Annotated in this window: 16 protein-coding genes and 1 tRNA gene; all 17 read right to left on the reverse strand. The window is 53.3% G+C overall.

Features of this window, described 5'->3' with window-relative positions; genetic code table 11:
* The coding region (locus ACO4XG_RS08540; protein ID WP_308507969.1) for an InlB B-repeat-containing protein at positions 1-6650 on the reverse strand (6650 nt) is incomplete at its 3' end.
* A 200-nt stretch (positions 6651-6850) separates the two neighbouring features.
* Entirely contained in the window at positions 6851-8755 is a 1905-nt protein-coding gene (locus tag ACO4XG_RS08545) for a threonine--tRNA ligase (protein ID WP_308507970.1), read from the reverse strand.
* Between the two features lie 22 nt (positions 8756-8777).
* The gene (locus ACO4XG_RS08550) at positions 8778-10898 is read right to left on the reverse strand and encodes a polyribonucleotide nucleotidyltransferase (protein ID WP_308507971.1); all 2121 of its coding nucleotides are present in this window, start codon (positions 10896-10898) and stop codon (positions 8778-8780) included.
* A 108-nt stretch (positions 10899-11006) separates the two neighbouring features.
* Entirely contained in the window at positions 11007-11273 is a 267-nt protein-coding gene (gene rpsO, locus ACO4XG_RS08555; RefSeq protein WP_308507972.1) for a 30S ribosomal protein S15, read from the reverse strand.
* 117 nt (positions 11274-11390) lie between these two features.
* Positions 11391-12314, reverse strand: coding sequence for a bifunctional riboflavin kinase/FAD synthetase (locus ACO4XG_RS08560; RefSeq protein ID WP_308507973.1), 924 nt, complete (start codon positions 12312-12314; stop codon positions 11391-11393).
* The gene (gene truB, locus ACO4XG_RS08565) at positions 12311-13213 is read right to left on the reverse strand and encodes a tRNA pseudouridine(55) synthase TruB (RefSeq protein ID WP_308507974.1); all 903 of its coding nucleotides are present in this window, start codon (positions 13211-13213) and stop codon (positions 12311-12313) included. The genes ACO4XG_RS08560 and truB overlap by 4 nt, the downstream gene beginning before the upstream one ends.
* Positions 13206-14165 carry a DHH family phosphoesterase gene (locus tag ACO4XG_RS08570; protein ID WP_308507975.1) on the reverse strand — a complete coding sequence of 320 codons (960 nt, stop codon included), beginning with the start codon at positions 14163-14165 and terminating at the stop codon, positions 13206-13208. Before ACO4XG_RS08570 ends, truB begins: the two co-directional genes overlap by 8 nt.
* A 4-nt stretch (positions 14166-14169) precedes the next feature.
* Positions 14170-14547: a 30S ribosome-binding factor RbfA gene (gene rbfA, locus ACO4XG_RS08575; RefSeq protein ID WP_009532076.1), complete on the reverse strand. Its 378-nt coding sequence runs from the start codon at positions 14545-14547 to the stop codon at positions 14170-14172.
* The gene (gene infB / locus ACO4XG_RS08580; protein ID WP_308507976.1) at positions 14544-17315 is read right to left on the reverse strand and encodes a translation initiation factor IF-2; all 2772 of its coding nucleotides are present in this window, start codon (positions 17313-17315) and stop codon (positions 14544-14546) included. Before infB ends, rbfA begins: the two co-directional genes overlap by 4 nt.
* The gene (locus tag ACO4XG_RS08585) at positions 17305-17661 is read right to left on the reverse strand and encodes a L7Ae/L30e/S12e/Gadd45 family ribosomal protein (RefSeq protein WP_009532074.1); all 357 of its coding nucleotides are present in this window, start codon (positions 17659-17661) and stop codon (positions 17305-17307) included. The genes infB and ACO4XG_RS08585 overlap by 11 nt, the downstream gene beginning before the upstream one ends.
* Complete coding sequence (gene rnpM, locus ACO4XG_RS08590) at positions 17636-17920, reverse strand: RNase P modulator RnpM (protein WP_308507977.1); 285 nt, start codon at positions 17918-17920, stop codon at positions 17636-17638. The genes ACO4XG_RS08585 and rnpM overlap by 26 nt, the downstream gene beginning before the upstream one ends.
* A 3-nt stretch (positions 17921-17923) precedes the next feature.
* Complete coding sequence (gene nusA, locus ACO4XG_RS08595) at positions 17924-19102, reverse strand: transcription termination factor NusA (protein ID WP_308507978.1); 1179 nt, start codon at positions 19100-19102, stop codon at positions 17924-17926.
* Positions 19103-19132: 30 nt separating this feature from the next.
* Positions 19133-19597 (reverse strand): ribosome maturation factor RimP, encoded by a 465-nt coding sequence (locus ACO4XG_RS08600; RefSeq protein ID WP_308507979.1) that lies wholly within the window; start codon positions 19595-19597, stop codon positions 19133-19135.
* A 125-nt stretch (positions 19598-19722) separates the two neighbouring features.
* Positions 19723-21813: a molecular chaperone HtpG gene (htpG, locus tag ACO4XG_RS08605; protein ID WP_308507980.1), complete on the reverse strand. Its 2091-nt coding sequence runs from the start codon at positions 21811-21813 to the stop codon at positions 19723-19725.
* Positions 21814-21912: 99 nt separating this feature from the next.
* Positions 21913-22161, reverse strand: a complete 249-nt coding sequence (locus ACO4XG_RS08610; RefSeq protein ID WP_308507981.1) for an HPr family phosphocarrier protein — start codon at positions 22159-22161, stop codon at positions 21913-21915.
* A 113-nt stretch (positions 22162-22274) separates the two neighbouring features.
* Entirely contained in the window at positions 22275-23720 is a 1446-nt protein-coding gene (locus ACO4XG_RS08615) for a phage tail tip lysozyme (protein ID WP_308507982.1), read from the reverse strand.
* 369 nt (positions 23721-24089) lie between these two features.
* Positions 24090-24160: transfer RNA gene (locus ACO4XG_RS08620), tRNA-Trp, on the reverse strand.
* Positions 24161-24242: the final 82 nt, after the last annotated feature.

Consider the following 24242-nt stretch of genomic DNA (forward strand, 5'->3'; position numbering starts at 1 on the left):
GTGAGCACCGTATAGCTCGTGAGGTTCGCAGCCGGGTTGGTCGCCGGGTGCCCCGCCGGGCTTCCGTCGTTCAGTGTATATACAATCGGATAGGAGATCGGCGTGCTGCTCCACTTTGCATAATACTGTTTGTTCTCGGCATCCATGGTGCGAAGGCTCGTAACCGGTGTTCCCGTGAGGCCCGCGTTGTCATACCAGCCGAGGAAACCATAGCCGGTTCGCGTTGCCGGATTGATTGTGATATCCGCATCTTCGACCGTGTAATTCGAAACCGTGTTCGGATTGGTCGCCGGATGTCCCGCAGGGGTGCCGTCATTCAGGTTCCACTGAACCGTATAGTTCTTTGCCGCGCTCCACTTCGCATAGAAATGCTTATTTGCCGCATCGCTCACCGGGAAACCCGTGACCGGGGAACCCGTGAATGCCGGGTTCTCATACCAGCCTTCAAAGTCGTAACCGGTGCGCGTTGCCGGAGCCAGGGTGATGTTCGGGTCGAGTACGGTATAACTCGTGACCGTGTTAGGATTCACCGCCGGGTGTCCCGCCGGTGTTCCGTCATTCAATGTATATACAATTGTATAGCTGTCGGCCGCACTCCACTTTGCGTAGTACTGCTTGTTCTCGGCATCCATGGTGCGAATGCGCGTTACCGGCGTACCCGTTAAGCCCGCGTTGTCATACCAACCGAGGAAGGTATAGCCGTTTCGGGTGGCCGGGTTGACGGTGATGTCCGTATCTTCGACCGTGTAGTTCGAAACCGTGTTCGGATTGGTCGCCGGGTGACCCGCCGGGGTACCGTCATTCAGGTTCCACTGAACCGTATAGCTCTTTGCCGCACTCCACTTTGCATAGTAGTGCTTATTTTCGGCGTCTGCGGGATTGAAACCCGTAATCGGCGTGCCGCTGAGACCCGCGTTGTCGTACCAGCCCTCGAAGTCGTAACCGGTTCGCGTTGCCGGCTGCAGCGTGACAGGCGAATCCAGTACCGTATAGGTACTCACCGTGTTTGGATTGGTCGCCGGGTGACCGGCGGGGCTGCCGTCATTCAGCGTATACGTGACAGTGTAACTGTTGGCACTGCTCCACTTTGCATAAAAGGTCTTGGGCGCAGCATCCATCGCCGAGAAGCTGTTAATCGGAGAACCCGAGAAGCTCGGATTGTCATACCAGCCCCCGAAGGTATAGCCGTTTCGAAGCGCGGGCACCACGTTGATATTGCCGCCGCCGTTTGTGAGCACCGTGTAGCTCGTGAGATTCGCAGCCGGGTTGGTCGCCGGGTGCCCTGCGGGCGTGCTGTCATTCAGCACGTAGGTGATCGGGTAGGTAATCGGCGTGGTATCCCACTTCGCATAGTAGCTCTTATTCTCCGCGTCCATGGTGCGGAGGGTCGTTACCGGTGTTCCCGTGAGGCCCGGGTTATCGTACCAGCCGAGGAAACTATAACCGGGGCGAGTCGCCGGACGCACGGTCATATCCGCATCCAAAACGGTATAACTTGCAACTGTATTCGGGTTGCTTGCCGGGTGTCCCGCAGGTGCACTGTCATTCAAATTCCATTGCACCGTATACGTCTTTGCGGCACTCCACTTTGCATAGTACTGCTTATCCGCGGCATCCGCGGTGCGAAGTGTCGTGACCGGGGACCCGCTGAGCGCGGCATTCTCATACCAGCCGAGGAAATCGTAACCGGTTCTGGCAGCGGGCTGCAGGGCAAGATCCGCATCCAGAACGCTGTAGCTCGTCACGGTGTTCGGATTGTTTGCCGGGTGCCCCGCGGGCGCACTGTCATTTAAGTTCCACTGCACGGCATAGTTCTTTGCGGCACTCCACTTTGCATAGTAGTGCTTGTTCTCCGCATCGCTCGTCGAAAAGCCGGTAATCGGGGACCCCGTAAGCGCCGCGTTGTCATACCAGCCCTCGAAGTCATAACCGTTCCTTGTTGCGGGGGAGAGCGTAACATTTGCGTCCAACACCGTATAACTTGTCACGGTGTTCGGATTGGTCGCCGGGTGTCCCGCAGGCGTCGCATCGTTCAGCGTGTAAGTCACCGTATAGTTGTTTGCGCTGCTCCACTTTGCATAGAAAGTCTTTGCGGCAGCGTCCGACGCGGGGAAGGTGCTGATCGAAGAACCCGAGAAGCTCGCGTTGTCATACCAACCGAGGAAGGTATAACCGTTTCGAAGCGCGGGTAAGAGGCTAATGTTGCCGCTGCCGTTTGTCAGCACCGTATAGCTCGTGAGATTCGCAACCGGATTGGTTGCCGCGTGTCCCGCCGGTGTGCCGTCGTTCAATACATAGTTGATCGGATATGAAATCGGTGTCGCATCCCACTTTGCATAGTAGTTCTTGTTTGCCGCATCCATGGTGCGGAGGGTCGTGACCGGAGTTCCCGTAAAGCTCGGATTGTCGTACCAACCGAGGAAGCTGTAGCCGTTCCGCGTTGCAGGCTGAATTGTGACATTCGCATCCGTAACGGTGTAGCTTGCCACCGTGTTCGGATTGGTCGCCGAATGTCCCGTAGGGGTACTGTCATTCAAATGCCAGTTCACCGTATAGCGCTTCGGTGCACTCCACTTTGCATAATAGTGCTTGTTCGCCGCATCGCTCGTTCGGAAACCGGTAATCGGAGAACCCGAGAGCGCAGCGTTGTCGTACCAGCCCTCAAAGTCATAGCCGGTGCGCATTGCGGGAGCCAGGGTGACATTCGAATCCAACACCGTATAGCTCGTAACCGTATTCGGATTGGTCGCCGGGTGTCCTGCCGGGGTAGCGTCATTCAGGCTGTACTGCACCGTATAGCTTTTCGGCGCACTCCACTTTGCATAAAAGTTCTTAGGCGTCGCATCCATCGCAGAGAAGCTGCTAATCGGCGTTCCCGAGAGCGCGGCATTGTCATACCAACCGAGGAAGGTATAGCCGTTTCGGAGCGCCGGAAGCACGTTGATGGTGCCGCTGCCGTTCGTGAGCACTGTGTAGCTCGTTAGATTCGCAGCCGGATTGCTCGCCGGGTGTCCGGCCGGTGTGCTGTCATTCAGATGGTAGCGAATCGGATACGAAATCGGCGTTGTATCCCACTTCGCATAGAAATCTTTATTCGCCGCATCCGCCGTGCGTATCGTAGAAACCGGGCTTCCCGTAAAACCGGGGTTATCGTACCAGCCGAGGAAGGTATAGCCGGGCCGCGTCGCCGGTCGAAGCGCTGTGTCCGAATCCAGCACCGTATAGTTGGTCAGCGTATTCGGATTGTTTGCGAGATGTCCCGCCGGTGTGCTGTCATTCAAGTGATAGCGCACGGTATAGCTGTTTGCACTGCTCCACTTCGCATAAAGGACGAAGTTGTGCATATTCGCGGGACTGCTCGTGTTGATTCCGGAAATCGGAGTTGTGAGTCCGGGATTCGTATACCAGCCCAGGAAGGTATAGCCTCTTCTCGTCGGATTCGCAAAGTTGATGTTCGGGCTGGTCACATTGAAGCTGCCGGGGTTTGTCGCCGGATTGCTTGCCCGCTGCCCGGCGCTGTCATTCATATGGTAAGTAATGCTGTACTGCAGCGGCGTGCTCCACTTCGCATAGATGCGGGTCGGATTGCTGTCGCCCTGCTCCGTCTCGATGACCGCCGGTGCGGGCGTCGTGAGCCCTGCGTCGCGATACCAACCGAGGAAGTTGTAGCCGGTTCTGGTAGGCGCGGCGAGCGTGTGATTTGCAGTCTCCACCGTATAGGAAGTGAAGCCCGCATTCGGATTCACCGCAGCTGTGCTCGGCGTATCGTTGAGCTGGTAGGACAGCGTGTAATTTTTCGGCGTCCACTTTGCATAGTAGTGCCGATTCTTCGCCGGAATCGCGCTCGTAATAAGCTGCGTGACCGGCGTTCCGCTGAGCGCGGCATTCTCATACCAGCCCTGGAAGGTATAGCCGGGCCAGGTCATGGGCGCAAGCGTCACATTCGGGTCGCTCACACGATAAGAAGTCGCCGTATTCGGATTCACTGCCTGTGCCGCGGTACGCGAACTCGGATTCACATTGGTCGTATATTGAATCGCATAGTTCTTCGGCGACCAGTTGGCCGTGAGTGTAATCACCCCGTTGTTTGTTTTCGTCAAATCCTTCGGCGTCGCACCGTTCCCGTACGTCTTTCCGTCGGATGCGGTCCAGCCCGCAAAGTCAAAACCGTCGACGCTGAAGAGATTTGTGAGATCCACATTCACACCGCCCATTACCGTGCGATCCGGCATAGAACCGCTCGCCGTGCGGCCCGCCGGGGCGTTTGCGGCAAATTTAACGGTATAGCGATGCGAATCTCTGGTCACGGTACCCGGCAGGTAGGTAATGATATAGGTACCGAGGGCTCTGCTGCCGTTCGTGCCGTTGTCAAAGCTTGTCGGGTCGGAAGCGGTCACCGGCAGGGTGGGATTTTCCGCTGCCGTAGAGCTGTTGTCAAAATCCACATGGATGGCACTGACACGGTCATTTCCAATCAAGCTTCCGGTGACAACCGCGTCCGTGAGCGCCCATGTGAGCGCATCTCCCGCCGTCACGTGTCTATCCTTCATTTTGACGGTGAGTTTCCGCGTGATTTGTCCGTTTCCCGCATTGCTGATATTGCCGTTGGAGCCCTGAACCTGGAGCTGACTCGAGGGATCCGTCAAATCGATGGTGCCGTTGTTCACAACATTCGCGCCCGCGGGAACGGTAATGGTGTTGCCGTCCGGATTAATGCTGACACCCGCCGGAACATCACGGGTCAGCGTCGTATCGCCAAGCAGGGTGAGCGGCGCATTGCCGTTCTGGCCGGACCATTCCACCGCATCGTCCAAGTTGCTGAAATAGTAGGTCTGACCGTTGCGCTGTGCGACTACCTTTTGAGATGTTACCACAGGAACCGAATCATTGCTGTTCTGACCGCTCTGATTATAGCGGCTGAACTCTACGAAAAATCCGCGTACACCGCTGTAATGATTTCTCAAGTCGTTCCATTTGGAACCGTAGTGTACCTGCATACAGCTCTCGTAGCCCTGTAGCAAGAGACGAAGGGAGTTGGGCTCTCCGGGTTTCCAGTTGGTGTACGCACCGTGGAGAGCGCCGAAACCTTGCATGGTATACTCGATATTGGTCTCCGGACCGGACTGCCAGCGAAACGTGCGGTCCTCGGCTGGGCCGGAATTACCGCTGACATTCTGGTTTGCGAACACGCCCGGTGCAGGCAGGGAATTGTTGTACCAGTGGGGGACGGAGGACGCATCGTTGATTCCGCGAAAGCGAGCGCCGCCGGACCAAGCCGCCTGCGTGGTAATCGCATCCAGAGCCAAATCCTCATCGCGAGAGGTGATGGTTACCAAATAGCCCTGCATGCCCTCCAGGTAATAGCTCTTTGCGCTGTTATAGCTCTCTGCCCAGCTGATTGCATTGCTCGGCACATACATATAGTAGTGCTCCGCACTGTCCCCGGCGACCGGGTTCGGAATGGTGCGCTTTGTGATTGTGATGTCAGCCGATGGCGGCAGACTGTTTTGTCCGTTACCCAGATTGATCTTAAGCTGCTGGCTTGCACCTGCCGAGGGCAGCTTAAACTTTAAGTTCTGCTCAATAAAGTCCTTTGCCTCAGCTGTGGTCAGCGGTGTCGTAAAGACAATCTGATAAAACTGATGGTTCGTCAGGATATCCGTAATAGTACGGTAACTCTTGCCGGAAGCGGTCGTCCCGGTTTTCGGCAAGGTGTAAATTCCGCCGTTATCGACTTCGAAGTTGATGGAGCTAATGCCGCTGCCGACGGTATCCTTGACTGTCACTTCTTTTAACTTATAGCTGGTTCTCGAAGCATCGCCGTCATAGTCGATCAACTTAAAGTCAATGCCGAGCGTTGTGCTTCCGCTGCGATAATTGATCACCGCAAAGGGAGAAAAGTGTTCGGTCTCAGCCTGTAAAATCGGAAGTTCTTCGTCGAGTCCTTCCTCAAGGGTTTCAACCTGATTGAGCTTGTCGTCGATGTGTAGCACGGAGACACCTTCGCTCTTCGCGTCTTCGTTATCTGTTTTCATATCCGACACTTCGGCGGAGACGATACTCACATTCCGGAAAGAGACCGAAAGCGCCCCCTTACTGCTGTCCGGCTGAATTTCCTCACCGGCTGCATTTAAGACACTCAAATCGCAGAGGAATTGGGCAGTCGCCGTCTTTCCCTCTGTGTCCGCATGCTCGGCTATCTTGGCGAGCACTTCTTTCTCTTCTTCTTCCGTGAGGTGACGCGCGCGGAGGTTTGCTCCCTCCGGCAATACACCGGCAGGTGCCGTGACTTCAATCTCTACCCCATCCAATGTTGTATGCAAAATTTGCGCGGCATTGGACGGTGTCCCCCAGCGAACATTACCCGCAAGAATATCTCCTACCGTCTTCGCTTCCGCAATGTTTTTGCTTGCATCGGAAGGCGTTGCATCGGAAGGACTCGCATTGTACCTCCCTTGCAATTCACGCTGAAGCCTACGCTGTGCATCCTTGGACAGCGCCAAGTCGTTCACCAGTTCAGCGTCCTCTCGAAACGCTTCCTCGGAGGTTGCCGCAAAGGCAGGCATTGCGGTGGTCATATTCAAAGTCAGCATGGCAGTGCTGAGTAAACCTGCGAGTAAGCGCTTCGGCCAGTTCTTTCGGTGTCCCATATCAGCTAAGCTCCTTCTTGTTATCCAAGAATAATGATATACATGTATTTTTATATTCTATCGACACCTACACATAAAAGGCAAGGACTTTTTTGACAGCTGTTCATATTTTTGGTTCACTGAACGCAGTGCGATCCAAACAGAAAACAGCAAATCTCGGGAGTGTTTGCTCTCCCGGGATTTGCTGTCAATACGGTTGTTTACTGCTCGTTCTGATACTCGGCCGGAACCTCATTGAGGAGTTCCAGCGATCTCTCTTCGTTCAGCGTGTCGCACATGTCGAGGAACACGGACAGCGGAACATTCTGAATCTGCTTATTCGAGCCGCGGACATTGATCGAAACCGTCTGCTCCGCCGCCTCGCGGTCACCCAGAACCAGAATGTACGGCGTCTTGAACTGCTTATAGTTCTTAATCTTCTCCTTCATGTTCCGGTCGGAGTAATCCGCCTCGGCGCGAATGCCGTTCTTCTGTAAGAGATCGAAGACGCGCTTTGCGTATGCATTGTGCTCCTCGCGAATCGGCACAACGCCGACCTGAGAGGGCGAGAGCCAGAACGGGAAAATACCCTTAAAGTTCTCGATGATGATGCCGATAAAGCGCTCCAGTGAGCCGTAGATTGCGCGGTGAATGACGACGGGCATCGCCGTAGTACCGTCTGCCGCCTGATAGCTGAGGCCGAAGTTATGCGGAAGCTGGAAGTCCAGCTGAATCGTTCCGCACTGCCACTCTCTGCCGAGTGCGTCCTTGATCTGCAAGTCAATTTTCGGACCGTAGAAAGCGCCGTCGCCCTCGTTGATTTCAAAGCCGCCTTCACCGTACTTGTCGGTGAGAATCTTCTTGAGAGCCGCCTCCGCGCGGTTCCAGACTTCGATGTCACCCATGAAATCGTCCGGGCGCGTGGAAAGTTCTGCGCGGTAGGTCACACCGAAAGTCGAATAGACCTCATCCGCAATCGAAATGATATCCGCAATCTCCGCTTCAATCTGATTTTCCGCAACGAAGGTGTGGTCGTCGTCCTGACGGAATTCCTGGACGCGGAACAGGCCGTTCATCTGACCGGACTTTTCTTTGCGGTGAAGCACATCATATTCCGAATAACGAATCGGGAGCTCTTTGTAGGAGCGGTTCTTCCGCTTGAAGGTGAGCATCGCGTTCGGGCAGTTCATCGGCTTCGCTGCCATCGTGTCGAGATTTTCACGATTGTAAAGCACAGAACCCGCCTGAATCTTGACGGTCTTCTTCTCCCCGTCCTCTTCCGAGGCATTTTCAAGCACGCCCGGAATCTCGGCATCGGCTGCGAGCCAGCCGGAGACGCCCGGCACCATGAACATGTTGTTGATGTAGTGTGCCCAGTGGCCGGAAATCAACCAGAGTTTTTTGTTGTTGATGAGCGGTGCGGAAATCTCGGTATAGCCGTGGCGCGCCTGCACCTCGCGGCTGTACTTTAAGAGTGCCTGATAGAGCTTCCAGCCCCGCGGCAGCCAGTACGGCATACCCGGTGCGGTCTCATCGAACATGAAGAGTTCCTGTTCTTTGCCGAGTTTCTTATGATCGCGCTCCAGGGCTTCCCGAACCAGCGTGAGATATGCCTTCAGCTCTTCCTTGCTCGGGAAAGCATAGACATAAATCCGCTGTAAACGGTCTCTCTTCTCGTCGCCGCGCCAGTAAGCACCGGAAACCGACTTAATCTGAAAAGCCGCACCGAGAAGCTCCTGCGAATTCGCAACGTGCGGACCGCGGCAGAGATCCTGGTAGTCATCACCGGTCGAGTATACGGTGAGAACCGCATCCTCCGGGAGATCGTCAATCAGCTCGGTCTTGAACTTCTGATCGTGAAACAGTTCTCTCGCCTCGTCGCGGGAGTACTCCTTCACGCTCCAATCCTCTTTGCGCTTCAGAATCTCGCGCATTTTGTTCTCAATCATCGGGAAATCATCCTGAGTCAGATTTCTCGGCAATACAAAGTCGTAGTAAAATCCATCCGCAATCTGCGGTCCGATTGCATACTGCACATTCTCTCTGCCAAAAATTTCAATGACCGCTTTTGCGAGCACATGTGCCAGAGAGTGGCGATATACCTGAAGATATGCTTCTCTATCCATTTCCTTGTCCTTCTTAATCCTCTTACTCCTGCTTTGCTTCAGCCTTCAAATCAGAGGGGCGGAGCGTCAAATCAATTCTGTCTTTCACGGGGTCGACTTTGATAACCTTGACGGTCACTTCGTCACCGATATTCACGACATCCTCAACTTTGTTGACACGGCGGTCAGCGAGCTTCGAAATGTGAATCATACCGTCCTTATTCGGCGTCAGGTTCACGAAGGCACCGAACTCCAGAATACGCACGACTTTGCCGGTGAAAATCTGCCCCTCTTCAATCTCGGTCACAATGTTCTTGATGGTCTGCACCGCCTTGTCGATCTGCGCTCTGTCGAGACCCGCGACATTCACGCTGCCGTCTTCCTCAATGTCGATGGTGACACCGAACTCATCAATAATCTTGTTGATGGTCTTGCCCTGCTTGCCGACCACATCGCCGATTTTCTTCGGATCGATCTTAATCTGCACAATCTTCGGTGCGTACTGGCTCACATCCGGGCGAGCCTCCGAGATGACCGGATTCATAATCTGGTTCAGAATGTACATTCTCGCCTCACGCGTCTTGGCGATTGCCTCTTCGATAATCGGGCGCGTCAAGCCGTGAATTTTGATGTCCATCTGGATGGCATTAATGCCCTTCTCGGTTCCGGCAACCTTAAAGTCCATGTCGCCGAAGAAGTCCTCCAGGCCCTGAATATCCGTGAGCACCAGATAATCATCGTCCGTTTCGCCGGTCACAAGACCGCAGGAAATGCCGGCCACCGGGCGCGCAATCGGAACACCTGCAGCCATCAGCGCAAGGCTCGAAGCACAGACAGATGCCTGGGAGGTGGAACCGTTCGACTCCATAGTCTCGGAGACGCAACGGATTGCGTAGGGGAACTCCTCCTCGCTCGGAATCATCGGAAGCAGTGCTCTTTCCGCGAGAGCACCGTGACCGATTTCTCTTCTGCCCGGGCCTCTGGAAACTCTCGTCTCACCGACGGAGTAGGACGGGAAGTTGTACTGGTGCATGTAGCGCTTATTCTTGACTTCGACATCCAAGCCGTCGATTTTCTGAACCTCGGAGAGAGGTGCCAGCGTGCAGACATCCAGAATCTGGGTCTGCCCTCTCGTGAACATCGCCGAACCGTGAACGCGCGGCAGAAGGTCAATCTCAGCCGCAAGCGGGCGAATCTCCGTAATCTGACGACCGTCCGGACGCTTGTGGTCCTTCAGAATCATCTTGCGGACGGTCTTCTTCTCATACTGATACATTGCATCCGGAATGAGCTTAATCCACTCCTCGTTCTCGGCAAATGCTGCCTTGCAGCGCTCGGTCAGCTTATCGACCGCGGCATCCCGGCTCTGCTTATCATCGTTGAAAACAGCGACTTCCATCTCTTCCTGCGGAATGACCTCGCGAATTGCGCTAAAGAGCTCCTCCGGAATCGCAGCCGACTCATAGCTGTGTTTCTCCTTGCCAATCTCTGCGCGAATCTTTGCAAAGAATTCGATGAGCTGCTTGTTGACCTTATCCGCCTCAAAAATCGCATCAATCATGACCTGCTCCGGCACTTCCTTTGCGCCCGCTTCAATCATGATGACTTTCTCTGCCGTGCTTGCGACCGTAAGCTGAAGATCGGAAACTTTCTTTTCCGCGTTGGTCGGATTTATTACGAACTTGCCGTCAACCAGACCGACCTGCGTCATCGCACAGGGACCGTCAAATGGAATATCCGAGATGGTGACCGCGAGTGCGGTACCGAGCATGGCCGTGAGCTCGGGCGAGCAATCCGGATCCACGCTCATTACAAGATTCTCGAGCGTCACATCGTTCCGGTAATCCTTCGGAAACAGCGGACGCATCGGGCGGTCAATGACGCGGTCTGTCAGAATCGCATTCTCGGAGGGCTTGCCCTCACGCTTCATGAAGCCGCCCGGAATTTTACCGACGGCATACTGACGCTCATTGTATTCGACGGAAAGCGGAAAGAAGTCGATGCCCTCTCGCGGCTGTTTCGAAGCGGTTGCCGTGGAGAGCACAACGGTATCGCCGTAGTGCATCAGCACAGCGCCGTTCGCCTGTGCGCACACTCTTCCGATTTCTGCCGTCAGGATTCTGCCGGCAAGTTCCATGCTATAGCTCTTAAACTCTTTGCTCATGTTTTCTCCTCTTCTTCTCCCGTTCTTCTCCCGATTCCGACTCTCTTTGTTCTTACACAACAACAGGGTGGAATAAATTCCACCCTGAGCAAGAAAGTTTCCTGTTTATTACTTTCTGAGTCCGAGCTTCTCAATCAGAGCGCGGTAACCATCCAGATCCGTCTTCTTCAGATAGCCGAGCAGGCTTCTTCTCTGACCAACCATCATGAGAAGACCTCTTCTCGAATGGTGATCCTTCGGATTCGCTTTCAGGTGCTCGGTGAGCTCCGTGATGCGCTCGGTCAGAATTGCAATCTGAACCTCCGGCGAACCCGTGTCGCCTTCTTTTCTGCCGTATGCCTTGATGAGCTCTGCCTTCTTCTCTTTCGTAATCATGTTTGTTCTCCTTCTTTCTTGGTCTGACCCGAAACTGCGGCTTCGGCGGAGTACCCCGAAGTCATAGCCTTGGGCGCTAAACTACGCGGTTATACTAGCATAAAACAGGATAAACTGTCAATCAATCGAGCTCAAATCTGCCATGATTTGCTGTTTTAATGCAGTCAGCGATGCAAATTTCTTCTCCGGTCGAATAAATTTGAGAAAGCGTAGGCGAATGTGGGTGCCGTAGAGGTCACCCGAAAAATCCAGAAGAAAACTTTCGAGGCGCAGCCGATGAGAAAGATGGTCCTGTTCCACGCTGGGATTGGTTCCGACATTTGTGATGCTCCGAAAAGTTCTGCCATCCGGCAGCACTGTCTCCGTCTGATATACCCCTTGGCGTGGCAACAGTTTTTCGGCGTTCAGAAGCAGATTGATGGTCGGAAAGCCGAGAATACGATTGCCGATTCCGTTGCCGTGCTGCACAACTCCCTCCGCCGTATATGGCATGCCGAGAAGCAGGTTGGCTTTTCGGATGTCTCCGGCTGCAAGTGCCTCGCGCACCAGCGTAGAGCTGATTTCTTCTCCGCCCGCAGTCTCTTTGGAAATAATGTAGACTGAAAACCGCAGTCGTTCGCCGAGTGCCCGCAGCTTTTCCGCATTCATGGCGCCGGCTTTTCCAAACCGTAGGTCTTCTCCGCCGACAATGGCCCGCATGCGCATTGCACCGAGCAGAATCTCCCGCACGAAATCCTCACCGTCCATCGCGGCTATCTCCGCATCAAACGGATACTCCACAATATAGTCGATACCGGCTTGATGCAGCTTTTCGCGTCTTTCCTCATTGGTCAAAATCTGCGGTCGGCGCTGCCCGGAAATCACGGCGGCCGGCGGCGTTCCAAACGTAAAGATTGCCGTCTTAAGCTGTTTTTCCCGCGCAATGTCCAGCATAGTCGCAATGATTTTCTGGTGTCCGCGGTGTTCGCCGTCAAACTTTCCGACCGCAACCACTGTGTCCTCCGGGAGATGAAATGTTTTTTGATTGATCCAGTCCTTCAAGCGTCACCTCGCTCCAAAAACATTTTCTCCGCCCAATACTGCCTGCCTCTTTTTTGAAACAGTCCGACAAAACTGCCGTCACTAAGGTAGAGGCGAACCAAAGCGCCCTCGGCGTCGGTCGCATCCGGAACAGCGTTCTCCCCCACCGCATTGCCGTTTCTCAGTTTGGCATCCGCTTCGGGCAAGGCCTTCCGCGCAGGGTAAAGCGCAAGACAGTCTTCTACCGAAACAATCTTGGCTTCGATTTCACCGGCCTGCATCGCCGCTTCCAGTTCCGAAAGAGTATAAGCATCTTCCAGCCGAAAAGACCCCACCCTTGTTCGGAGCAGGGCTTCCATGGCGCCGCCGCAACCAAGCTTTTCGCCGATGTCATGGCAGAGCGTGCGGATATAGGTTCCCTTTCCGCAATCCACTGTCATCACTGCGCGCGGAAGGGCGATTTCTTCCAGACGAATATCCGAGATATCCACCCGATGTGCGGAGCGCTCCACCGTAATCCCCTGACGTGCAAGATCCACAAGCTTCTTACCGCCCTGCTTCTTGGCCGAGTACATCGGCGGTATCTGTTCGTAGCCGCCTACAAAGCTCTGCGCCGCGGCGCGGAGTTCTTCCTCGCTACAACACACTTCTTGCGTGCGGAGTACAGTCCCTGTCATGTCCTGACTGTCGGTCTCCACCCCGAGCAGAAGCACGGCGCGATATGTTTTGGTCCGGTCGGTCAGAAACTCCACCAGCTTGGTCGCGCTGCCGAGGCAGACGGGTAAAACGCCCTCCGCCGCCGGATCCAGGGTCCCGGTATGTCCGATTTTTTTCTGATGCAGGATACCGCGGAGTTTGGCGACTACGTCATGTGAGGTAAAGCCCTTTTCTTTTCGCACATTCAGGATGCCGTTAAACATGGAGCTGCGCCTCCGCCGCGCGAACCACTTCCTCCATGATTTCTTCGGCACGTTTTCCGACAATGGTGCAGCCCGCAGCTCGAATATGGCCGCCGCCGCCGTACCGCATGGCGATCGCGGCAACATCGACCGGTTCCAGCGAGCGGAGTGAAAGTTTCCAGCTTCCCGGCTCCATCTCAGAGCAGAGAACCGCACATTTCACACCGGCGGTGAGCCGGAGTTGTTCCGAAATCCCGTCGAGATCGGCATGTACCGTTCCAAGCCGACGCTGCTCTTCCTCCGTAACAATCGAATAAATCACGGTTTTATCGGCATTCTCGACTGCATGCAACAGGGCGAGACCCATGATTTGATTTTGCACGAAGGTCTTTCGATAAAATGAACCGTCAATAATTTCGCCGAACGGAATTCCTTTTTCCATCAGTTCCCCCGCAATACGCATGGTGCGTGCCGAGGTAGAACCATATTTGAAGACACCGGAATCCGTCACGATTCCCGTGTACAGCGCTGCCGCAATGGGCTCGTCCACCCGATCGGAATCAAGCAAAGTATATAAAAGCTCGCAGGTAGAGCTCGCCTCGGGTTCGCAAATTGTGGTTGCGGCAAAATGCGGATTGGTGATGTGATGATCGATATTCAAAGTATCCTTTGCGCCGTCAAAGAGTCGCTGGAAGTCGCCAAGCCGTCCCTTATCAGAGACATCCAGTGCGACGGCAAGATCCGGTGCCGGCACAGCGTCCGCATCCGTTACAATCTCAGAAAAGCCGCTGAGATAATTAAATTTCTCAAGCGGCTTTTCCAGACAAACTGTAACTCGTTTGGACGGCGCTGTCTTTTTCAGATAAAGGTACAGCGCAAGAACAGAACCCACGCAGTCCCCATCCGGGCGCACATGTCCCAGCAGGACAATGTTCTCCGCCCGTTCGAGCTTTTCCGTCAAAATTGCATTCATGGTTTTAATCCTCTTCTGTCTCCGCCTGCTCAGAGAGATGCAAGTCCTCCAGCACCTTGTCGATATGTGCGCCGTAAGCCATGGATTCGTCCAGAACAAATTTGAGTTCCGGTGTAATGCGGAGATTTACACTGTGGGCGAGCTCACTGCGGATGAAACCTGCGGCGCTCTTTAATCCGGCGAGCGTATCTGCCGCTTCCTGTTCGCTGCCAAGCACGCTCACATAAACAGTACAATAGCGTAAATCCGCTGTGACGCGTGCATCGGTCACAGTGGTCATCGCCGAGATACGGGGATCCTTAATGCCGTTCATCACGACATTCTGGATCTCCTTTCTCACCTCAGCGTTGATTCTTGTGTTTTTGATACTGCCTTTTTTCATGCTTTTTCCCTCGGCACTTCGACCATCGCATATGCCTCGACCTGATCGCCCTCTGCGAGATCGTTGAACTTCTCGAAGACAAGACCGCACTCGTAGCCTGCCGCGACTTCCTTGACATCATCCTTGAAGCGCTTCAGCGATGCAAGCTCGCCGTCAAAGATCTGATCTTTGCCTCTTGTGATGCGGGCTTTGCAGCCGCGCTGAATCTTACCGTCGAGAACGTAGGATCCGGCAATCGTACCGACTCCGGAAGCCTTGAAGATAGCACGAACCTCTGCGTGTCCGATGACTCTCTCCTCGTAGACCGGTGCGAGCATGCCGTTCAGGGCGCGCTCCACATCATCGATTGCCTGATAGATGACCTTGTAGAGGCGAAGGTCTACCTGCTCGTGCTCGGCGGTCGACTTTGCCGTCGCATCCGGGCGCACATTGAAGCCGATGATAATTGCATTGCTTGCGCTTGCGAGCGCCACATCCGATTCGGAAATCGTACCGACGCCGCTGTGAATGACCTTGACCTGTACCTCGTCGTTGGAGAGCTTGGAGAGCGACTGCTTGACAGCTTCAACCGAGCCCTGTACATCTGCCTTCACAATAATCGGCAGTTCCTTCATTTCACCGGCCTTGATCTGACCGAAGACATCGTCCAGTGAGAGTTTCGCCTTAGTTTCCTCGATGAGCTTATTCTTACCTTCGGAGATAAAGGTCGCCGCGAAATCTTTTGCCTCTTTATCCGTGTCCATGGCAACCATGATTTCGCCGGCGTTCGGAACGGCGTTCAGACCCTGAATCTCAACCGGCGTAGAGGGCTTTGCCTCCTTGACGCGCATACCTCTGTCATTCAGCATGGCGCGCACCTTACCGGAGCAGGCACCTGCCGCAACGTAGTCGCCGACATGCAGGGTGCCCTTCTGCACCAGAATCGTGGCAACCGGTCCCTTGCCCTTGTCGAGCTGTGCCTCGATCACCAGACCTCTCGCGTTGCGGTTCGGATTTGCCTTCAGTTCCTTCACGTCTGCCGTGAGAAGAATCATATCGAGAAGGTTATCGATGCCTTCGTGGGTCTTTGCGGAAATCGGGCAGATAATCGTACTGCCGCCCCAATCCTCCGCGACCAGCTCATACTGCATAAGCTCCTGCTTGACGCGGTCGATGTTGGCATCCGGCTTATCAATCTTGTTGATAGCAACGATGATTTCTACATTTGCCGCCTTCGCGTGGTTAATTGCCTCGATGGTCTGCGGCATCACGCCATCGTCCGCTGCAACCACAAGAACCGCGATATCCGTCGCTTCGGCACCGCGCATACGCATTGCCGTGAAAGCTTCGTGGCCCGGCGTGTCGAGGAAGGTAATCAATCTGTCGTGTGCCTTGACCTGGTAAGCACCGATGTGCTGCGTAATGCCGCCTGCCTCACGGCTTGTGACCGAAGTCTTGCGGATTGCATCAAGCAGAGAAGTTTTACCGTGATCGACGTGACCCATGACAACGACGACCGGCGGACGGGGAACCATGTCCTCGGGATTCTCATTTTCCTCACGGAGCAGCTCCTCAATGACATCGACCTTTTCTTCTCTCGTGCAGAGAATATCGTATTCAAGCGCGATTTCCTCGGCCTTCTCATATGAGATTTCCGAGTTCATCGTATACATTTCACCCTTCGCAAAGAGCTTTTTGATGAGATCGGAGGCCGGACGTTTCATCATCTTCGCAAGCTCTCCGATGGTCAGCGTGTCCGGAAGAATCAGCTCCTTGATTTCCTCTTCTACCTTCTCGACCTTCGGTTTCTCCGGCATGATGAACGGATGACGCGTCGCCTTTCCGTTTCTGCCGCCGGACTTAAAGCCGTCTTCGGTCTTATGGCGCTTGTCATTCTTATCTTTGAAGTTATTCTTATTCGGTCTGCTGGAGACTGTCTTCTTTACCAGTGCGCTGTCACCGGATGCCGCAGCGCCCTGTGAACCGCCGCGATTGCCGTAGCTGCCGTTCCCCTGACCCGGTCGCGCACTGAAGCCGCTCTGGCCGGTACGGGGACCGCTGCCCTGGCCGTTGCGATTGCCGTAACCGCCGCTCTGGCCGTTTCGGTTGCCGTAGCCGTTACCCTGTCCATTTCGGTTGCCGTAACCGTTGCCCTGGCCGCTTCGATTGCCGTAACCACCCTGGCCGTTCCGGTTGCCGTAGCCGTTACCCTGGCCGTTCCGGTTGCCGTAACCACCCTGGCGCTGCTGGCCGCCGTTACGCGGACCGCTGTTGCCCAGCGCATTTAAACGGCTTTGAATCGCGAGTCTGGTCTCTTCCGCACTTCTTCCCTGCGGAAGGCGACTGGAAACTGCCGTTTTAATCGGCGGCCGGGAATCTGCCGGCTTTTTCTGCGGTGCCGCAGTCTCGGGCTTTTTCTCGACAGTCTCCTTCGACTTCTCCGCAGTCTTTTCGGTCGCTGCCTTTTCCTGCGGCTTTGCGCCCTCGCTGCCGCTATTCTTCACGCGAATCTGCTGTGCGTTTTCCGGTCGGAAAACGGCCGTGAACTTCTTTTTCTTCTTGGGCTGTTCTCCCTGCATTTCTGCTCTCTCTGCCCCATCCTGCTGTGTCTTGCTTTTATCCACTCTCGATGCCTCCGTATTTTTCGGCTTGAAATAATCTCGAATCAGGTCAGCTTCTTCCGCCGTCACATTGGACATGGGGGCTGCTTTCCTCCCATGTTTTTCCAAGAACGACAACAGCTCCCGGTTGCTCTTACCGATTTCTTTTGACAGATCGTTAATTCTCATGCTGCATTCCTCCGATCTGTTCCAACTTTGTCAGAACTGCTTTGGTAAAGCCCTCGTCCAAGAGTGCCAGCGAAGCCCGCTGCTCTTTTCCGATAGCTTTTCCGAGTTCCCCCATGGTTGAGAAACAAACAAAGGGGATTTCATAGAACTCGCATTTATTGCGAAACTTCTTTTTGGTCTGTTCCGATGCGTCCTCCGCGACGATGACCAGCGTCGCTCGAAAAGACTGTATTTCCTTTTCTGTCATGAACTCACCGCTCGCGAGCCTGCCCGCGCGCTGTGCCATGCCGAGGGATCGCAACACCTTTGTTTTTAACAGCTCAGTCTGATTCACATGGTCCATCATTCAGCTCTGTGAACTCCTTTTCCAACGCTGCATATACACTGCTTGTGACCTGCTCGTGAAAGGCGCGGTTCAATCCGTTGGTTTTACGGCAACGCTGCAGGCAGGCGTTGTCCCGACAAAGGTAAGCTCCCCTGCCGTTCTTGCGACCGCTTGCATCCGGATGAATGCTGCCATCCGGTTCCCGTACAATCCGAATCAACTCCTTCTTGGGCTTTTTCGCGCCGCAGCCGATGCAGCTGCGCATCGTCTCCTGCTTCACGCGTCAGGCCTCCTCCTCACCGGGCTGCTCCTCGGCACTGTTTCCGGCATCTCCCGCCTGGTAGTCAATGCCGTACTCCTCGAAGAGGCCCTCTTCTCTCGCCTGCGTCTCTGACTTGATATCGATTTTATAGCCGGTCAGCTTCGCTGCGAGGCGTACATTCTGGCCTTCTTTGCCGATTGCCAGCGAAAGCTGATAATCGGGGACGATGACAATCGCCTCTTTATCTTCTTCATCCGCAAGCACCAGAATGACCTTTGCCGGGCTCAGTGCATTTTCAATCAGAAGTGCCGGATCATTGTCCCACTTGATGATATCTATCTTTTCGCCGTGTAATTCATCGACGACCGCGCTGACACGTGCATAGTTCACGCCGACGCAGGCGCCGACCGGATCCACGTTTTCATCGTTTGAGTAGACCGCCATCTTGGTTCTGGAACCCGCCTCGCGGGCAATTGCCTTGATCTCGACGGTACCGTCTTTGACCTCACTGACCTCCTGTTCAAAGAGGCAGCGCACCAGATCCGGATGAGTTCTCGAAACCGCAATGCGGGGTCCCTTCGGCGTGTCCTTGACTTCGACCACATAGAGTTTAATGTAGTCGGTCGGATGGAATACCTCGCCCTTCACCTGCTCCGACTCCGGCAACACGGTATCGCATTTTCCGAGGCTGATAGAAATGCCGTTGCCGTTGACATTCAGCCGCTGCACAATACCGGTCACCAGATTATGCTCTTTTTCAAAGTAATCGTTATAGATGACCTTCCGCTCTTCTTCGCGAATCTTTTGCAGAATCACATTCTTTGCGATACCGGTCGCGATGCGGCCAAACTCCTTCGATTTAATTTCAACCGGGACCACATCATCGACCTCGTAATGCGGATCGATCATCTTGGCATCGGCGAGGGAGATATACAGCGGTTTTTCATCCGCCCGTACCTTGGAAGGCAACTCCTCCACTACGATTTTTTTCTGGATTACGCGATAACGGCAGCTGTCTCTGTCGATATAAACTTCCACATTGTCGGAAGTCCCGTAATTATTCTTGCAGGCACTGAGCAGAGAGTTCTGAATCGCCTCCAGCAGTGAGTCTTTGCTGATATTCTTCTCCTTTTCAAGGAGTTCAATCGCCTCTTTCAGCTCATTGCTACTCTCTACCGGCTCTTTACTTGTTTTTCTCATGATCTTTGTCGTGTCCTCCGAATTTGCTCTTTAAAATTTGGGCGCAAGTCGTATGCCGGCAATCTCGCTGCGCTGAAAGGTTCTTTCTCCTTCTTCCGACTGCAGTGTGACAGTTTCTGCCGTATGTCCGAGCAGCACACCCGAAAACTCTTTCTGACCGTTCAACGGCTTGAAGAGCTTCAACTCCACGTCCTTTCCCTGCTCTCGCACAAGGTCTTTTTCTTTCTTCAGACTCCTAGAAAGGCCCGGAGAGCTCACTTCCAGAATATACTCATCCGGAATAAAGTCTTCTCTGTCCAGCCAGGCGGAAACCGCGCGGCTGATTTCTGCGCAGTCTTCAATGCCGATACCGCCCGGCATATCACAGAGAATGCGCAAATACCATGTGCCCGCCTCCCTCACATAATCGACGTCCACCACTTCAAATTGTTTCTCACGTTGTAGTTCTGCGAGAAAATTCTCCGTACGCTCTACATAGCTCTCGCGCTTGCCCAAAGAAGACCTCCTTTTTCAGTATGACATAAAAAGTGTGGACCGCTCGGCCCACACTTCTGTCATTTACCTGTGTACATTGTAAACTGTAACACGTTTGCGTCTGAAACGCAAGAAAAAGCAAACGTTTATTTTGTAAGTTCCTCCATCAGCGTATTGCTGCGCGCGATAAACGCATTCATACGATCCGGGCTTAAGCTGCCTTGCTGAATGCAGGCAAGGTCATAGAGCTGTTCGCAGAGCTGCTTCGTGAGCCCCTTGATCTTGGCCTTACGCTCGCCATTCCCGTTCGCTTCTCCGCTTTCGCCCGATGTCTCATTTCCGGCGGCTTCGGCTTTGTTACCGTCGCGTACCACAACCTGTTCCTGAAGGTACTGTACCAACGGATGCTTGCGGTTTAACACCAGTGTCCGCCCTGCTGTTCCGAACATGCCGTCACTGTCAGACATACCGTACTGCCGCATCATATCCTGCATACGTCTGGATTCCTCTGAGAGGGTGAGCATCGCCGCAACTTCGGCATTCTTAAAGCTCTCCAGCTTCACTTGCAGAGTTGTCTCACCGATGGCTTTCTGCACCGCGGAAACAAGCGCTTTTTCTCTGGTTTCCTTCGCCTCATCCGCAGCCTCTTCTTTCTCACACAGTGCCTCGTTTAAATCCGCATCGATTCGAAGGAATTTTAAATCTTTATTTTTTGCTTCCAGGCTCTGAATAAACGGCATATCAATGGCATGCGGAAAAATAACCGCGTCTATATTTTGGCTCTTGAAAAGATCAATGTAGCTTCTCTGCTGCTTTTCATCCGTCACATAGAAAATACGGTTCGGGAAACGCGCCTCATTTTCCTTGAGACAATCTTCCAGAGTCAGATATTTCTTCTCGAGATTTTTGAAGAGCACCGCATCCTTCACCTTCTCCTCGAATTTTTCGTCCTTCAGACAGCCGTACTGTACAAACGGTGCAATGTCGTCCCAATACTTTTCATAGCTCTCTCGCTCGGTCTTACACATACCGGTCAGTTTTTCTGCGACCTTTTTTGTGATGTAAGCACTGATTTTCTTCACAAAGCCGTCGTTCTGAAGGGCGGAGCGCGATACATTGAGGGGCAAATCCGGGCAGTCGATAACTCCCTTTAAAAGCAACAGGAACTCCGGAATAACCTCTTTGATATTGTCCGCGATAAAGACCTGATTGTTGTAAAGCTTGATTTTCCCCTCGGCAGCCTCATATTCGAGGTCAATGTGCGGGAAGTACAAAATGCCCTGGAGCCGGAACGGATAGTCCATATTCAGATGAATCCAGAAAAGTGGCTCCCGATAATCCTGAAACACCTTGCGGTAAAATGCTTCATACTCCTCTTTGCTCACCTCGTTCGGGTGTTTTCTCCAGAGCGGATTGGTGTCGTTGATCGGTTGCGGTCTCTTCTGAATTTTCAGCTGTTCCCGCGCCGGAGAGACTTCGACAATCTCTTTGTTTCCGTCTTCTCCTGTTTTTTCCTCTGTCTTAGCTTCTTCGACAATGGTCTCGAGGACCACATCGTCCTCTCGCCGGTCTGCCGGGTCAATCAATTCAGTTTCGGGAGCCGCATCGACATCGGTCAGATAAATCGGAACGGGCATAAAACCGCAATACTTCTCGAGCACTTCCCGAAGACGCGCTTCGGAGGCAAACTCCTGACTTTCCTCCGCAAGATAAAGGGTAATCGCAGTCCCGTGTTCCTTTCGGGTACCGTTCGACATCCGATACTCGGTACCGCCGTCGGACTCCCAGTGCACCGCTGTTTCGTTCTCGCGATAAGACTTGGTCTCAATCACCACACGGTCGGCAACCATGAACGCGGAATAAAATCCGAGACCGAAATGTCCGATGATTTGATCTTCTGTTGCCTTGTCTTTGTAAGTCTCGATAAAATCCTGTGCGCCCGAAAAAGCAATCTGGTTGATATACTTCTCCACTTCTTCGGCACTCATGCCAACACCGTTGTCAAGGAAACAGATACGCTTCTCCTTCGGGCTCACTTCCACCTGAATCTGATAGGTCTCATTCTCCGGTGTCCGGTACTCTCCCATCAGTGCAAGCTTCTTTAATTTGGTTACGGCATCACAGCCGTTTGAGACCAGCTCTCTCACAAAAATGTCATGATCGGAATAGAGCCACTTTTTAATAATCGGAAAAAGGTTGTCACTGTGAATCGATAAACTTCCCTGTTTGTTTTCCATTTGTATCACCCGCCTTTACTTTTGCATCTATTATACTACACATAGAACACATGTCAACGAAAAAAGAGGAGAAACTCGCGCTTCTCCTCTTTTCCGTACTTATGCCGCGTCGTGTGTCTGAGCTGCAAATTTTGCAAGAACCTTTTCAAATTCTGCATTCTCGCCTTCACTGTCATATTGTACACGTAATATCTGATTCAGATCCATTCCCATAAGACCCAGGAAGGACTTGCCGTCAACACAAACATGGTTGTAACAGACATCAATCTCAAAAGAGCAGTTTTCAGCAGCTCTGACAAACATCTTGATATCCGCAACCGAGTTTAACTTGATGCGTTTCTCTTGCATTCCCAACCTCCTATCAAGTAATCCTAGGAACGTTTCCTAAGATTGGGTGCATAATAGCACACAGTATTTCTCAATGCAAGCAAAAAATTATGAACACCTTGTGAACTCTGAGGTTATTGTGTACTCTCTTCCGAAGCCGCGGCAGTTTCCTCTGCTGTCTCGACGCCCGGTCCCCGGTCCTCTTCCGATTCGAATGCTGTGACTTCTTTTGCCTTTCGGATAATACTGCCGGAACCGCCGCGCGGCGTCGCTTTTACCCCGGAACTCTGCGTTGCCGCAGTGGTGCTCTCTACAGCTGTTTCGCCCTCGGACATCTGCGTTTCTTCCGCATTTGCCGGAACATCCGTCTCTGTTCTCACCGCTTCGGTATTCACCTCGGCATTCGCCGCGCTCGCCACTGCCATCAGCGTCTTCGGCTCTTCGTACTTTGTATTTGAAACCAGGAACGATACGCCGTGCACATAGTGCGCATAGTAGGCCTCGGCATACGGAATACGCACATGACTCATAGAAAGATCCGAAAGATTATAGCGCTCCCAGCGTATGCCCCATTCAATAGCGGCAGCGGCCGGGGAACTCCAGTTGGTTTTTGCATAGCGAGACACGAATTCGTGCTCTCCGGGCTCCTGCAGCAGAAACTCAAGCTGCGTGATTAAATCATCATAAGGCTTCCCGTGGTCGCGACAATATGCTTCCAGACGTTCACGGCGGTCAAAGCTCCATTGTCCGAGGCCATATCCGTAGTGCGTTCCGGCTTCCTCCAGCGCAGGATTAATGCCGCTCTCCTGTTGGAAATTACCGAGTAGACCTGCAACGGAACTCTCGGTCCATCCGCGCGCCTTTAGATAGCTCCGGATCACATCCGCTGTCCCAAGATTCAGATAGAGCTGATGTGCGCCGTCGTTTTCATAGGTGAAGCCCTCGAAACGAGAACCGGGTGCCGCCACCAGATAGCCGTTTGCATCCACATAGTAAGAATCCGGCGTCATGCGGTCCTTTAAGATACGACCGGCTGCATCGACATAGCACCAATTCGCACCTTCCTGAACCCAAGTATCCCGGTATAGTGCGCCGTCCGGCGCAGCATAGTATTCCCGATCTCCCTGATAAAAGCGCCCTATGCTCATTGCACCGTCCTGCTCCAGGTGATAGCGTGAACTTCCGAGCTGGAGAAACTCACCGTATTCCATGATACCTGCGGCATTCAGATAATAATAGCGGTGATCGGCTCCGAGAATCCACTTTCCTTTCTCTCGTTCACCCGCTGCATTGAGATAAACCCATCCGGCCTGATCCTGTTTCCAACCGGTGGTAACTGCGCTGAGCAGAATCGCCGACGCGCTCGGTGTCTCGCTGTCCGGAGTGATTATTTGAACAGCCGATGTTGCGCGTCGAGCCTCCTCTTCCGCCCGTTTCCGGATGTCACGTTCCGACGTTTCGCAGAGTTTGCGCACGCCAAAGGGCAAAACCAGAAAGACGCCGACCAAGCAAGATAAAGCCAGGGTGCGGCGATGCTGTTCCAAATGATTTTGAACCCATACTTTGATATCTTCTCTCATAGTCCCTTTCTCGTACCTCAATACTTCGACAAGATGCAGGATGCGGGAGTAGTATGTCATTCGCATTTTTGCTTTGCAAGACAGGCGCCGCTTTTTTAAGAATTTGTTGCAAAAATATGGCGTCAAAATATCTGGCGTGTTTGGATTCTAATTCCGCTGCCGTTTGCATAGACTTGGCAATATTACTCTTTTACGCCTATAATTTCAAGCTTTTTCATATATTTTTTCAGATTCGTCACTGACTTTCTTATCTAGTATTGTTAAAATCACGAAACCATACTGACAGCCGCGTATTATGACGCAAAATATGCGTATATTGCTTCACAAACAACAAAAAAGCGACAGACATAACTGCCTGTCGCTTTTGCGCAGAGGAAGAGAGGCTCGAACTCCCGTCTTCGGTTTTGGAGACCAACGTTCTACCACTGAACTATTCCTCTGTGTCCAAGAGCATACTCTTAAGCACAGAAGCTATTATAGCCGGTCTGTTTCTCTGCGTCAAGCATTTTCGAATAAAATCTG

Source organism: Stomatobaculum sp. (assembly GCF_057248925.1).

Coding starts and splice junctions, on each gene's coding strand:
- rbfA (WP_009532076.1), bottom strand. CDS start 14,547: ATGAAAAAAGGCAGTATCAAAAACACAAGAATCAACGCTGAGGTGAGA.
- truB (WP_308507974.1), bottom strand. CDS start 13,213: ATGTTTAACGGCATCCTGAATGTGCGAAAAGAAAAGGGCTTTACCTCA.
- htpG (WP_308507980.1), bottom strand. CDS start 21,813: ATGGAAAACAAACAGGGAAGTTTATCGATTCACAGTGACAACCTTTTT.
- ACO4XG_RS08615 (WP_308507982.1), bottom strand. CDS start 23,720: ATGAGAGAAGATATCAAAGTATGGGTTCAAAATCATTTGGAACAGCAT.
- ACO4XG_RS08610 (WP_308507981.1), bottom strand. CDS start 22,161: ATGCAAGAGAAACGCATCAAGTTAAACTCGGTTGCGGATATCAAGATG.
- nusA (WP_308507978.1), bottom strand. CDS start 19,102: ATGAGAAAAACAAGTAAAGAGCCGGTAGAGAGTAGCAATGAGCTGAAA.
- rpsO (WP_308507972.1), bottom strand. CDS start 11,273: ATGATTACGAAAGAGAAGAAGGCAGAGCTCATCAAGGCATACGGCAGA.
- infB (WP_308507976.1), bottom strand. CDS start 17,315: ATGAGAATTAACGATCTGTCAAAAGAAATCGGTAAGAGCAACCGGGAG.
- ACO4XG_RS08550 (WP_308507971.1), bottom strand. CDS start 10,898: ATGAGCAAAGAGTTTAAGAGCTATAGCATGGAACTTGCCGGCAGAATC.
- ACO4XG_RS08570 (WP_308507975.1), bottom strand. CDS start 14,165: ATGAATGCAATTTTGACGGAAAAGCTCGAACGGGCGGAGAACATTGTC.
- ACO4XG_RS08545 (WP_308507970.1), bottom strand. CDS start 8,755: ATGGATAGAGAAGCATATCTTCAGGTATATCGCCACTCTCTGGCACAT.
- ACO4XG_RS08585 (WP_009532074.1), bottom strand. CDS start 17,661: ATGATGGACCATGTGAATCAGACTGAGCTGTTAAAAACAAAGGTGTTG.